The organism is Nocardiopsis rhodophaea (assembly GCF_039530945.1).
Classification (GTDB): Bacteria; Actinomycetota; Actinomycetes; order Streptosporangiales; family Streptosporangiaceae; genus Nocardiopsis_C; species Nocardiopsis_C rhodophaea.
In genome coordinates, this window is sequence record NZ_BAAAPC010000002.1 from 103,183 (window position 1) to 114,824 (window position 11,642).

The following is an 11,642-nucleotide window of genomic DNA, read 5'->3' on the forward strand; positions in this document are numbered from 1 at the left end:
GCGACCGGAGTGGATACTGCGCAGGGCGTCGGTGAGCTGGTCGATGGAGGCCCACTTGGAGATAAACCCGTACGCGTCGACCTCTATGGCTGTCCGAAGGTTCGCTGGGGTCGCATGGCTGGTGATGGCGGCTACCCGGGCAGCTTGTCGCGGATCTGCTGGGCCGCTTCGAAGCCGCTCATACCCGGCAGTCTGACGTCGAGGATCGCGATGTCGGCTCCGGCCTCGGCCGTACAATCCACCACTGCGTCGCCGCGGTCGCATTTGCCGACGACACTGAGGTCGGGGGCAAGGGAGAGTGTTTTCGTCAGCGCTTCGCGCAGAATCACCATATGCTCGGCGAGAACTATCTTAATCATGCGGGATGTATATCATTCGTTTGATTCTGGGATTCTCTTGCCGAGAGCTTGCGGTGCTGAGGAAATCGGCTAGAAGGCGACGTTCTCCCATCTCCGGTTGGTCGGTATGGTGAGTGTGGTAGTGGCCAAAGGCGGTCATCTGCGGGTATCTATTCACGTGGTTGAGGGGATCCAGACATTCCCGGCGAACAGTTCCGCGAGCTTGTCCATCACGGCGTGATGCTGCTTCCGGGCTGTGGAGATGAACGACCGCAGGCGGCAGAAGTAGCGGGCCCCGTCCAGGGTCCGCCACCCGCCTGAACCTCCCCGGGGGTGATGGAGACTCAAATCCTTGGATAGATTGAGTCAGCCATGTCGAAGCGTTACCCCGTTGAACTGCGCGAACGCGCTGTGCGCCTGGTCCAGCAGACCAGGGGCGACCACAAGTCCACCTACGCCGCGATCAAAGCGGTCGCCGCGAAACTGGGGGTCGGTGCCGAAAGCCTGCGCGTGTGGGTGCGCCACGCCGATGTCGACGCCGGGGACCGGCCCGGCACCACCACCGCCGAAGCCCAGCGCATCAAGGAGCTGGAGCGGGAGAACCGCGAGCTCAAACGGGCCAACCAGATCCTCAAAGCCGCGGCGTCTTTCTTCGCGGCCGAGATCGACCGGCCACACACACGCTCGTAGCCTTCATCGACGGGCACCGGGACCGCTTCGGCGGAGTCGATCCGATCTGCCGCGTGCTCACCGAGCACGGGTGCAAGATCGCCCCTTCCACCTACTACACCTACAAGAAACGCCCGCCCTCGGCCCGTGCCCTCCGCGACGAGCAGCTGCGCGAGCTCATCGCCCAGCTGTACAAGGACAACTTCTCCGTCTACGGGGCGGTGAAGGTCTGGCACGAGCTCAACCGCCAGGGCCACGCGGTGGCCCGGTGCACCGTGGAGCGGCTCATGCGCCAGATGGGCCTCAAAGGCGTCCGGCGCGGGACGAAGGTGCGCACCACCGAGCCGGACCCCGCTTCAGAGCGGGCCGGGGACCTGCTGGAGCGCGACTTCGTCGCCCTAGCGCCCAACCGCACCTGGGTGGCTGACTTCACCCACGTGGTGACCTGGTCGGGCACCGTCTATGTGGCGTTCGTCGTCGACACCTACTCGCGGGCGATCGTGGGCTGGTCGGCGGCCACGGCCAAGCGCGCGTCCCTGGTGCTCTCGGCGCTGGAGATGGCGCTGTGGCGCCGCGACCGGGCCGGCACCCCGGTGCGCTCGGGCGAGCTGGTGCACCACTCAGACGCCGGGTCGCAGTACACGTCGTTCCTGCTCACCGCGCATCTGGCCGCCGAGGGCATCGCCGCCTCGATCGGGTCGGTGGGGGATGCCTACGACAACGCGCTCATGGAGTCAGCGGTGGGGTTGTACAAGACCGAGCTGATCAAGCCCCGGCGCCCGTGGAAGACGCTGGGCGAGGTGGAGCTGGCGACCGCCGAGTGGGTGGACTGGTACAACAACACCCGGCTCCACGGTGAGATCGGCTACGTTCCGCCGGTGGAGTACGAGGCCGCCTACTACACCCAGAACACCCTAGAACCGCAGGTCACACCCATGAACGGGAGTCTCTAAACAACCCGGGGAGATTCACTCAACCCGGTGCCGGGGTTCGTCTACGTGTTCCTCTGGGTCGGGCTGGTCCCCGCCTCGCTGCTCTTCGGCCCGGTGTGGCGTCTACTCAACCCGCTGCGCACCGTCCACCTGCTTCTGGCCCGCCTCGCCCACACACCTCCCGACCGCGGGCTGTGGCGCTACCCCGACTGGCTCGGGTCCTGGCCGGCGGCGGCCGGACTGCTCGCCTTCACCTGGTTGGAGCTGGTGTGGCCGCACAGCACGGATCTGGCGAGCCTGCGACTATGGTTCGCGGCCTATGCGGCGGTGCAGCTTCTCGGCGCGCTGGCGTTCGGAAACCGGTGGTTCGACCGCGCCGACGCCTTCGAGCTGTACTCCACCCTGATCGGGCGGCTCGCCCCGCTGGGGCGTCGCGGCGACGGGCTGCTGGTCCTGCGCGGCCCCTTCAGTGGGCTCGACGCCCTGAAGCCGCTCGCGGGCATCACGGCGACAGTCTCGGTGATGCTCGGATCCACCGCCTTCGACAGCCTGGCCAGCGCGCCGTGGTGGGTCGGGTACACCCAGACCGTTCCCCTGCCTGGGCTGCTCACCGGAACACTGGGACTGGTGGGAATGGTGCTGCTGGCCGCGGCGCTGCTTTCGGGAGGCGCGCTCTTGGCGGGCGTGATCGGGGGGCGGAGCGGGGTCGGACTGTCGTCGGCGTTCGCCCCCTCGGTCATCCCGGTGGCCACGGGCTACCTCGTCGCCCACTACTTCTCTCTGCTCCTTTTCGAGGGCCAGCGCACCCTCATCCTTGCCTCCGATCCGCTGGGTACCGGCGCGAACCTCTTCGGCACCGCCGAGCGCGGGGTGGACTTCGGCGTGGTCTCCCCGGAGACCATCGTGCTGGTCCAGGTCGGCGCGGTGGTGGCCGGTCACGTCGTGGGCGTGGTCGCGGCGCACGACCGCGCGATCCGGTTGTTCCCGGCGCGCCGGGCCGTACTCACCCAGCTCCCGCTGCTGGTGCTTATGGTCGCCTACACCGTTGGCGGGCTCGCCCTGCTGTTCGCCACGTGAGCACCTCGGTGGTGGTGTTTCTGGGGGCGACTGGCGCCGGTCACCCGTGCGGCGCCTAAAGTATTTAGGTCGCAGGGATTCGCGCGGTGACGTGGGACGACGGAGGACGAGGGCTTATGAGGCGCACCAGTCAGCTGTTGATCGTGGCGGCCGCGGCCGTCGCCGCGCTCAGTGTCAACGCCGTCGTGGCCGCCGTTCTGCTGTCCGATACCCGCGGTACCGAGCCCGTTCGTCCACCGGCCGCCACGGGCGCACCTACCGGAGTCACCCGGTACGCACCGGAGGATCGTCCCGACGCGCCGCCACTGGCGGGGCCGCGGCTGGACGGCGGGCGGATGGATCTCGACGCGCTCCACGGCCAGGTGAGCGTCGTCAACGTGTGGGGGTCGTGGTGCTCGCCGTGCCGTGAGGAGGCGCCGGACCTGCAGCGCGTCTGGGAGGGCGCCGAGCGTGACGGGGTGCGGTTCGTGGGGGTGAACACCCGCGACACCGAGGCGGGTGCGGCGGCGTTCGTCGAGGAGTTCGGCCTCACCTACCCGAGCATCGTCGACCCCGACGGCGAGGCCCTGCGCGCCTGGCGCGAGATCATTCCGGTTCAGGCGATCCCGAGCACCGTCGTGGTCGACCGTGAGGGGCGTGTGGCCGCCCGCGTGATCGGCCCCGTTGACGCCGCCACCCTACGCGGCCTCGTCGACGACATCATGAACGAGGGGAAGCCAGCACAGTGAACCGCCCTCCTCGTGGCAGACCCCGGCCCACCTGGCGCCACGTTCGCCCCCGTCGTCCCGGTCGCACCGGTGCGGCCTCCGCGGTCGACGTGGAGCTCGTGTTCGTCACCACCGACCCCGACCGCGACACTCCCACGGCGATCAGGGACTACCTCGACCGCTTCGACCCGTCGTTCATCGGCCTGACCGGTGACATGGACACCATCGAGCAGGCGGCCGATGACCTGATCGTGGAGATCGAGCCGAAGGAAGAGCAGGCCGACGGCGGCTATACCACCGACCACGGATCACATGCCATCGGCTTCGACTCCGACGTTCAGGGCTGGCTCCTGTGGACGCCCGGCACGCCCGTGGGCGACCTCCGGGGGGACTACACCCGCTTCCTCGCCGAGTTCCCCGCGGGTTAGATGTGGTGTCCCGGCGCGTCGGTAACAGCCGACGCGCCGGGACACCACATCTAGGAGCGGTCGGCAGGGGGCCACTCGCCTCGGTTGCGCATCAGCACGTCGAGACGGCGCTTGAATTCCTCGTGATCGATCTCTCCTTGGGCGTAGCGCTCCTTGAGCGTCTCAACCGGCCCGTCGACGATCGGCGGAGGAGACCGCCGTTGCTGAACAGCCGGCATGGCGAGGGCGGTGCTCCGCAAGAGCAGGACGGCGACAGCGATGACGACCGCGACGGCCAGCAACGGCGCCACCGTGGTCGCGACAGCTCCGGCCCACCCGGTCCCCGCTCCCATGATCTCGTGGCATCCCATCATGCCGGCCCCCTTTTTCCTCCGCGAGGTGCGTGCCGTACCGTCGGACCGGGATCCGATCGCGCATATGAGCGACCGGCCACCTCTATTTACCTAAGAACTTTAGGTTATTGGCCGCTGCCAGCGAAGCTCAAGGTCCCGGACGTTCGATCGCCGCGCTGACGTGCCGCCGTGCCGCCCGGCGCGGAGATCGCCAGGCCGCGCATTGCACAGCGCGTTGGTCACGTCGCGGGGAAGCGCTGGAGCCATTGGCGTGATGGTGTGCCGTGACCGTCGGGCTCGGTTGGCGGGTTGGGGCCGAATTCGAGGGAGCAGTCGGCGGCCAGCTGGATGATGGTGCGGCGTACTTCGAGATTGGCCTGCCAGTGGCCGGGGAAGACGGCGGTGCCGTATCGGGCGCCGAGGAGGTTGCCGCAGATGGCCCCTGTGGAGTCGCTGTCCCCGGAGTGGTTGACGGCCAGGCGCAGGCCGCGGCGGCCGAGCTCAGCGGGGCCTGTGCGGGAGGAGGAGGGGTCGGGTGGATCGTGGACCATGGACAGTTGGGCGGACAGGACGGCATAGACCGCTATGGCCAGGGCCTCTTCTCCTGTCCAGCCGCTGCCCAGGCGTTCCAGTTGTTCTGGGCTGGGGGAGCCCTGCCGGGCGAGTGCCGTTGCGGTGTCGAGAGCCTGGGACGTTTCTTCGTGTCCCTTCCACCGAATGAGTTCAGCGCGTGCCCGCTCCAGGGCCGGTGTCGGTTCCGCGCCGCGCAGCAGGGACCACACCGTGGCGGCGAGTACGCCCGCCGTCAGGTAGCCGCTGGGGTGTCCGTGGGTGAGGGCCGCCGCGCGGCATCCTAGGTCGAAGGCGGTTTCGGCGGTGCGGGCCCCGAAGCCGCAGGGGGCGGTGCGCATGACGCCGCCGCAGCCTTTGGAGTCGTTGATCGGTTCCTCGACGGTGCCCAGCGGCCATCCGGGCTTTTGCCGTTCCGCGGCCGCGTGCAGCGCGGACAGGCAGCTCGTGCCCGGCCCGCGTCGGGACATCATCACATGGTCCTGGGCCAGCCAGCCGTGTCCCCACACCTCATCCTGTTCGGGGATGGTTTCGCCTTGCCCCCGCAACCACGTCAGGTAGGCCGACTGCAGCATCCCGATCGCCGCGCCGCCGATCCCCTTGGCGCGCTCCCGCACTGACGCCTGGATCAGGGCCTGTGCGGTGAACGCCGTCATCTGCGTGTCATCGGTGATCGCCCCGATGCCGACCCGCTCCGCGCTGTACTCGGTGAGCCCGTCGGGCCCGTACTTCTCCCTGATCTGCGCGATCGGTATCCCCTCGATCGGTGCGCCCAGCGCGTCACCGATGGCGCCGCCCAGCAGGCAGCCCATCAGCCGATCCGGATCAGGGTGCTGTCGAAGGGCTGGCGTTGTCGGCATCGGCGGATCCTCGCGATCTGTGGGTCTCCAGATGAGAGGAGCCCGATCCGGAGAACACGGCAGCGTCCCCGGACACGGCTTTTTTCCTACATCCTTGACATACCACTCACGCCTCTCCCGACACGTTGGCGGGCCCGAAACCCCCGCGCTACGTCTCAGCTCAGGGGGACCCGTGCTCGTCACCGCCGTGCGCCGCCGCTCCCGGCCGCGATCGCATCGGTGGTCAGGCGGCCGTCTCGCATGCGGGAGACCGTGTCGGCCCGGTCCAGGTACTCGGTGTCGTGGGTGACGACGACCGTAGCCACCTCGTACTCGGTGGTGATGTCGGCGAGCAGGTCCATGATCTGCGCTCCCCGGTCGTGGTCGAGGGCGGCGGTGGGCTCGTCGACGAGGAGGACGTGCGGGTCACCGGTCAGCGCGCGGGCGATGTTGACGCGCTGGCGCTCGCCTCCGGACAGCTGTGCCGGGCGCCGGTGCTGTTTGCCGTCCAGGCCGACGATCGTCAGCAGGCGCCCGGCCTCCTCCCTGCGGGATCGAACCGAGCGCCCGCGCATGTGCTCGGTGACCAGCAGCTGCTCGACCGCGGTGAGCGAGGAGACGAGGTTGGGCTGCTGGAAGACGATGCCGATGCGGCTCATCCGCAGTCGGCTGAGCTCGGCAGGCGACAGTGACGTGGCCTCCGCGCCATCGATCCGCACACAGCCGGAATCGGGGCGGATCAGCGTCGACGCGACCGCCAGGAGGCTGGACTTGCCCGACCCCGACGGTCCCACGACCGCGTGCATTTCGCCGCGCCGCGCCTCCAGAGACACCCGGTCCAGGGCGGTGACGGTGGTGTCGCCGTCGGGGTAGGTCAGGACGATGTCGGTCAGTTCGATGCTCATCGGACGCCTCCCAGAGCGGTGAGTGGATCGACGGAGGTGATGCGGCGAACGGACAGGACCGCCCCGAGCATGCCGAGGACGACCATCGCGGCCACGGGCACCACGGTGGTGGCGGCGGTCAGCGAGAACGGGACGACGGTCTCGGCCAGCACCCCCACGCCGAATCCGGCGAGACCGCCGACACCAGCGCCCGCCAGCAGCACCATCAGCGCCTGGGCCAGAGCGTCGCGCAGCAGGTAGGCGGTCGATCCTCCGAGCGCCTTGAGGATGGCGATATCGCCCGACCGCTGGATGGTCCACACCGTCAGGAAGGCGCCCACTACCAGTGCCGAGATGGCGTACAGGAACCCCTGGATCATCAGCAGCGAGCCGTTCTCGGAGGAGAACGCGCCGATGGCCGACAGGCTGGCGGAGCGGGTGGCCGACACGGTTTCGGCGTCGGTGTCGATAGCGGCCGTGTCAGCGGTGGTGCCGTCGGTGCCCACGCCGACCGCGACCACGGTCCCGGCCGCTGCACCGTTGGTCCCGGCCGCTGGGGCGAGGGAGCGCCACGTGTCCAGGGACGTCCACACCACCGGGGTGTGGCTGTAGCTGTCGTCCCGGGCGATCCGGGTAACGGTGAGCTTGGTGCCGCCGAGAGTCAGGACGCCGCCCACGTCCAGCCCCTTCTCGTCAGCGAGCGAGTGCCCGATGACCAGGCTGCTGTCGGCGGTCCCGGCGGGGGCGAGGTGCCCGCCCGGCTCGGCCGCGAAGACGGTCGCGGCCGCGGTGGAGCCGTCCGGCGCCTCCAGGCGGGTCTGGGTGATGCCCAGCGGCTCGGCCCAGGCGACGCCGTCGGCTTTCGCCCAGGTGTCGACCTGATCGGCGGTGACCGAGCTGTCGGCGAAGGACTCCTCTGGTTCGGATTTCCCAGAGGCGCCGAAGGCGATCCGGTCGGCGGGCAGGCGGTCGACGGCCGAAACGGACTCGGCGGCGAGCCCCGCGGTGAGTCCCGACAGCAGGACCACCAGCAGGGTGATGAGGGCGACGACCGAGCCCATCAGCGCGAACCGCCCTTTGGCGAAGCGGATGTCACGGATGGCTACGAACACGGATGTCTCCTTCCAATGCGGATAGGGACTCTGCGGTGCTTCACCCACGATCGCGACTCGGTGCGCGGATTCCATCGCGACGACGGATGGTTCTGAGCCGCGGGACGGTCGATCGCGGCATCAACCGTTCGGTTGATGCCTGTTGGGGCTCCGGGCGCCTAACGTGAAACGGATGGATACCGCTCACCAGGCGCCCTTCTCCTCGTTCAGCACAAGGACCGTGACCGTGCTCGCGGTGCTGAGGGCGTGCCTGCACGCGGCGTTCTTCGTTCTGCTCGCGGTCGCGGTGCTGCGACTGTTCACCGTTCGCGAGGCTGGGCACTGGAGCTGGGCGGCGCTGGCCGGCGCCGCGTTACTCGCCGTCGTGTACACGAGCGGACCTCTGGTTTTGCGCCGCCTGCCGTCCGACCGCCTCCCCGCCCGCGCCGCCGCGCGGGTGTGGCTCGCGCTGGTCACCGCTCTGTGGGCGGTTCTGCTGCTGATCAGTCCGGACTTCTCCTGGCTCGCCTTCCCGCTGTTCTTCCTCCACCTCCACCTGCTGCGCCGCTACCACGCCGTGGTCGCGGTGGCCGTGATCACCGGTGCGGTCATCGCGGTCCAGGCACTGCACGCGCGCGACATCTCCCTCGCCATGGTGCTGGGGCCGACGCTGGGGGCCGCCTTCGCGGTCGTGATCGCCCTGGGGTACGCCGCCCTCTACGCGGAGAGCGACCAGCGTCAGCGGCTGATCGAGGACCTCCGGCGCACCCAGGGCGAACTCGCCGAGTCCCAGCATCGCGCGGGCGCGCTCGCCGAGCGCGAGCGTCTCGCCCGCGAGATCCACGACACCCTCGCCCAGGGGTTGTCCAGCATCGTCCTGCTACTGCGGTCGGCCGAGGGGGCGGTGCGCGCCGACCCGGACACCGCGCTCGCCCGGATATCCGAAGCCCGCGCGACCGCGTCGGAAAACCTGGACGAGGCGCGCGGATTCGTGCGCGGCCTCGCCCCGCCCGCGTTGGCCGCCGGGGGCTCGTTGCCCGATGCCCTGCGGCGGCTGTGCTCACGCGTCACCGCGGAGAGCGGCATCGACTGCCGGTGCAGGGTAGAGGGGGAAGCTGTGCCGCTTCCCGCCGACTACGAGGTGGCGCTGCTGCGGGCGGCGCAGGCCAGTCTCGCCAACGTCGTGGCGCATTCGAGTGCGAGGACCGCGGTGGTCACGCTGGCTTGCCTGGACACCGAGGTGACCCTGGACGTCTTTGACAACGGCCGCGGTTTCGACCCGGCACTGCGGCGGCGAACGCGTCCCGACGGCACCGGGTACGGGATGCGGGGACTGCACGACCGCATCACCGCGCTTGGCGGCCGTCTCCAGATCGAATCGGCTCCAGGGGAGGGCACAGCGGTGGCCGTTGCCCTGCCGCTGTCGGCCGACAACGGGCAGGGGGAGACGTGACCGCCATGAGCCACGAGGCCGGCGGCCGCCTGCGGATCCTGCTTGTCGACGACCACCCGGTCGTGCGGCGCGGGCTGCGCGCGATGTTCGACGAGCGCGAGGACATGGAGGTCGTGGCCGAGGCCGCCGATGGCCAGGAGGCGTTGGCCACGCTTGACGCGGCCACGGTCGATGTCGTCCTCATGGATCTGCGGATGGGGCACGGCATGGACGGTGTCACCGCGACCCGTACCATCAGCGAGCGTCCGGACGCCCCGCCGGTCTTGGTTCTGACCACCTACGACAGCGATGCCGACATCCTGGCCGCGGTCGAAGCCGGCGCCACCGGCTACATGCTCAAGGACGCCCCGCCCGAGCAGCTGTGCCAGGCGGTCGCCGCCGCGGCGCGCGGGGAAACCGCCCTGGCCCCGAACGTGGCCGCGCGCCTGATGGGCCGCCTTCGCTCTCCCCAACCCGCGCTCAGCGCACGTGAGATCGAGATCCTGGGGCTGCTGGCGCGCGGGCTGTCGAACCGGGCGCTGTCCCGCGAGCTGTTCATCAGCGAGGCCACCGTCAAGACCCACCTGGTGCACATCTACGACAAGCTCGGCGTCGACAACCGCACGGCGGCCATCTCCGCCGCCTTGGAGCGCGGCATCATTCGCCCGCGCTGAGTGCACGCCGTTCTGGTGTCGGCGGGGGTCAGCCGGCCACGGGATAGTAAGAAATGTGTCAGCATCTGCGGTCGTATGATTCGCCTTTTGGCGATAATTGTCCGCGATAAATGAGCTACCCGAACAACAATCCACAGCCGTACCCATCCTGCGGCTGGAGGCGACGGGCCGCCTGGCCCCGCTGCGGGTCCGGTCTCCTACGCTCCCGGCCACAGGCGGGTTCGCCACGTTCGGCCGAGGGCAACCCGACCAATAGACCGCGCCCCCGCTCGGACCCTCGGTCCGAGCGGGGGCGCGGCGCCGCGTCAGCTCGACTGCGGCTCGGCACGCTCTCCCTTGAACAGGAAGGTGGGGCCGTAGGCGTAGGAGTCGACCATCTCGTAGAACTTCTCGATGGTCGGGTTGTTGCAGTGCTCCTCGAACGCCTCGCGCGACGTGTAGACCTCGTCCAGGTAGAAGCGGTTGCGGTTGTTCTCGTCACGGATGACCTCGAAGCGCAGGGTGCCCGGCTCATTGGCCAGGGAGCCCTCGGCGTCGAACAGGCCAGCGGCGACGAAGTCCTCGCGCTTGCTCGGCGGGACGTCAAACTGGACGAGCACGTGGTACGTCATGATGGATTCCTTCGGTGGTTGATTCTTGCTTTTCGTCGACTGATGTCCTCAGCGACTACAACCACTCTGGCCGGAAAATACAGGGCTGCACAGGCCGAGCTTTTCCAATGAACGGGAATCCTAGTACCGGCCATCCTGGTAATGGCATTACCCCCATCAGGGGGCGGCGTACTTGGCCGCCAGCAGGCGCAGATCCGCGGCCGCCGACGTTCCCGGTTCGGGCAGATAGGCCACGACGGCCTGGTCCGGGTCATCGGGCAGCTGCAGTGTCTCGAACGATACCTGCAGGATGCCGACCAGCGGGTGGAAGAGCGGTTTGGGCCCGTGGGTGACATCCCGCACGACGTGCTGGGACCACATGCGGCGGAAGTCCTCGCTTTGTGAGTTCAGTTCCTCGATCAGTTCCGCCAGCCGCGGGTCGTCGGGGTGGCGGCCCGCGTCCAGCCGCACGAACGCGACGGTGTCCTCGGCCTTCTCGTGCCAGCGGATGTAGCGCTGGCGCGCCGAGGTGTCCAGGAAAGTGAGCCGGGCGAGGTTCCTCTCCTGACGCGACAGCGCCGGGAAGTCGGCGATCACGATGCGCGCGAGTTCGTTCCAGGCGAGGATCTCCAAACGGCGCCCCACCACATACGCTGGCACGTTCTCTAGGGCGTCCAGCAGCGCCCGCACCCCCGGGCGCACTTTCTGCTGGTGTTCGCCCACCGTCCGGACGTCCTCGCCGCGCACCAGCGCATACAGGTGCGCCCGCTCGAACTCGTCCAGCCGCAGCGCTTTCGCGACGGCGTCCAGCACCTCCGGCGAGGCGTGCCCGCCGCGCCCCTGCTCCAGCCGCACGTAGTAGTCGATACTGATCCCCGCCAGCTGGGCCAGCTCCTCCCGGCGCAGCCCCGGAACACGGCGCCGCCCACTGAACCCCGAGCTCCGGACCAGCCCCACGTCCTCTGGACTGAGACGCGCCCGCCGCGATCTGAGGAATTCCTTCAGTTCCCCTTGCCGGTCCACCCCTCACACCCCTCTCGATCCCACAATGCCGCGCGGCCGTCACCGCGGTCTACGGT

Annotated in this window: 13 protein-coding genes; 6 read left to right on the top strand and 7 right to left on the bottom strand. The window is 69.1% G+C overall.

Going from position 1 to position 11,642, the window contains the following annotated elements:
- Window positions 1-131 precede the first annotated feature (131 nt).
- Complete coding sequence (locus ABD259_RS02390) at window positions 132-359, bottom strand: response regulator transcription factor (RefSeq protein ID WP_344159881.1); 228 nt, start codon at window positions 357-359, stop codon at window positions 132-134.
- Window positions 360-710: 351 nt separating this feature from the next.
- On the opposite strand from ABD259_RS02390, the gene ABD259_RS02395 reads away from it, so the two are divergent.
- The 4 genes from ABD259_RS02395 to ABD259_RS02410 all read left to right on the top strand — a co-directional run bounded on the left by ABD259_RS02395 (window position 711) and on the right by ABD259_RS02410 (window position 4,151).
- A protein-coding gene (locus ABD259_RS02395; protein WP_344108180.1) for an IS3 family transposase occupies window positions 711-1,960 on the top strand; the annotation gives its coding sequence in 2 pieces (ribosomal slippage) (window positions 711-984 and window positions 984-1,960; 1,251 coding nt in all).
- A gap of 27 nt (window positions 1,961-1,987) precedes the next feature.
- Window positions 1,988-3,016 carry a hypothetical protein gene (locus ABD259_RS02400; RefSeq protein ID WP_344159884.1) on the top strand — a complete coding sequence of 343 codons (1,029 nt, stop codon included), beginning with the start codon at window positions 1,988-1,990 and terminating at the stop codon, window positions 3,014-3,016.
- Window positions 3,017-3,132: 116 nt separating this feature from the next.
- The gene (locus ABD259_RS02405) at window positions 3,133-3,744 is read left to right on the top strand and encodes a TlpA family protein disulfide reductase (RefSeq protein WP_344099468.1); all 612 of its coding nucleotides are present in this window, start codon (window positions 3,133-3,135) and stop codon (window positions 3,742-3,744) included.
- A gap of 89 nt (window positions 3,745-3,833) precedes the next feature.
- Window positions 3,834-4,151: an SCO family protein gene (locus tag ABD259_RS02410; RefSeq protein WP_344159887.1), complete on the top strand. Its 318-nt coding sequence runs from the start codon at window positions 3,834-3,836 to the stop codon at window positions 4,149-4,151.
- A gap of 50 nt (window positions 4,152-4,201) precedes the next feature.
- Here the strand turns inward: ABD259_RS02410 and ABD259_RS02415 are convergent, their stop codons facing one another.
- The 4 genes from ABD259_RS02415 to ABD259_RS02430 all read right to left on the bottom strand — a co-directional run bounded on the left by ABD259_RS02415 (window position 4,202) and on the right by ABD259_RS02430 (window position 7,888).
- On the bottom strand, window positions 4,202-4,504 hold the full coding sequence (locus ABD259_RS02415; RefSeq protein WP_344099464.1) for an SHOCT domain-containing protein: 303 nt from the start codon (window positions 4,502-4,504) through the stop codon (window positions 4,202-4,204).
- 218 nt (window positions 4,505-4,722) lie between these two features.
- A complete protein-coding gene (locus tag ABD259_RS02420) occupies window positions 4,723-5,913 on the bottom strand; it encodes an ADP-ribosylglycohydrolase family protein (RefSeq protein ID WP_344099462.1) in 1,191 nt (396 codons plus the stop codon).
- Window positions 5,914-6,092: 179 nt separating this feature from the next.
- Window positions 6,093-6,797 (bottom strand): ABC transporter ATP-binding protein, encoded by a 705-nt coding sequence (locus ABD259_RS02425; RefSeq protein ID WP_344159890.1) that lies wholly within the window; start codon window positions 6,795-6,797, stop codon window positions 6,093-6,095.
- On the bottom strand, window positions 6,794-7,888 hold the full coding sequence (locus ABD259_RS02430; RefSeq protein ID WP_344099458.1) for an ABC transporter permease: 1,095 nt from the start codon (window positions 7,886-7,888) through the stop codon (window positions 6,794-6,796). The genes ABD259_RS02425 and ABD259_RS02430 overlap by 4 nt, the downstream gene beginning before the upstream one ends.
- A 172-nt stretch (window positions 7,889-8,060) precedes the next feature.
- Here ABD259_RS02430 and ABD259_RS02435 point away from each other — a divergent pair, with 172 nt between their 5' ends.
- Both ABD259_RS02435 and ABD259_RS02440 read left to right on the top strand, forming a co-directional pair.
- Window positions 8,061-9,320 (top strand): sensor histidine kinase, encoded by a 1,260-nt coding sequence (locus ABD259_RS02435; RefSeq protein WP_344099456.1) that lies wholly within the window; start codon window positions 8,061-8,063, stop codon window positions 9,318-9,320.
- Between the two features lie 5 nt (window positions 9,321-9,325).
- A complete protein-coding gene (locus tag ABD259_RS02440) occupies window positions 9,326-9,973 on the top strand; it encodes a response regulator (protein WP_344099454.1) in 648 nt (215 codons plus the stop codon).
- A 305-nt stretch (window positions 9,974-10,278) separates the two neighbouring features.
- Here the strand turns inward: ABD259_RS02440 and ABD259_RS02445 are convergent, their stop codons facing one another.
- Together ABD259_RS02445 and ABD259_RS02450 are read right to left on the bottom strand one after the other, a co-directional pair.
- Window positions 10,279-10,584, bottom strand: coding sequence for a heme-binding protein (locus tag ABD259_RS02445; RefSeq protein WP_344099452.1), 306 nt, complete (start codon window positions 10,582-10,584; stop codon window positions 10,279-10,281).
- Between the two features lie 156 nt (window positions 10,585-10,740).
- Window positions 10,741-11,586, bottom strand: a complete 846-nt coding sequence (locus ABD259_RS02450; RefSeq protein WP_344099450.1) for a helix-turn-helix transcriptional regulator — start codon at window positions 11,584-11,586, stop codon at window positions 10,741-10,743.
- Window positions 11,587-11,642: the final 56 nt, after the last annotated feature.

Coding starts and splice junctions, on each gene's coding strand:
- ABD259_RS02420 (WP_344099462.1), bottom strand. CDS start 5,913: ATGCCGACAACGCCAGCCCTTCGACAGCACCCTGATCCGGATCGGCTG.
- ABD259_RS02415 (WP_344099464.1), bottom strand. CDS start 4,504: ATGATGGGATGCCACGAGATCATGGGAGCGGGGACCGGGTGGGCCGGA.
- ABD259_RS02440 (WP_344099454.1), top strand. CDS start 9,326: ATGAGCCACGAGGCCGGCGGCCGCCTGCGGATCCTGCTTGTCGACGAC.
- ABD259_RS02445 (WP_344099452.1), bottom strand. CDS start 10,584: ATGACGTACCACGTGCTCGTCCAGTTTGACGTCCCGCCGAGCAAGCGC.
- ABD259_RS02405 (WP_344099468.1), top strand. CDS start 3,133: ATGAGGCGCACCAGTCAGCTGTTGATCGTGGCGGCCGCGGCCGTCGCC.
- ABD259_RS02425 (WP_344159890.1), bottom strand. CDS start 6,797: ATGAGCATCGAACTGACCGACATCGTCCTGACCTACCCCGACGGCGAC.
- ABD259_RS02435 (WP_344099456.1), top strand. CDS start 8,061: ATGGATACCGCTCACCAGGCGCCCTTCTCCTCGTTCAGCACAAGGACC.
- ABD259_RS02390 (WP_344159881.1), bottom strand. CDS start 359: ATGATTAAGATAGTTCTCGCCGAGCATATGGTGATTCTGCGCGAAGCG.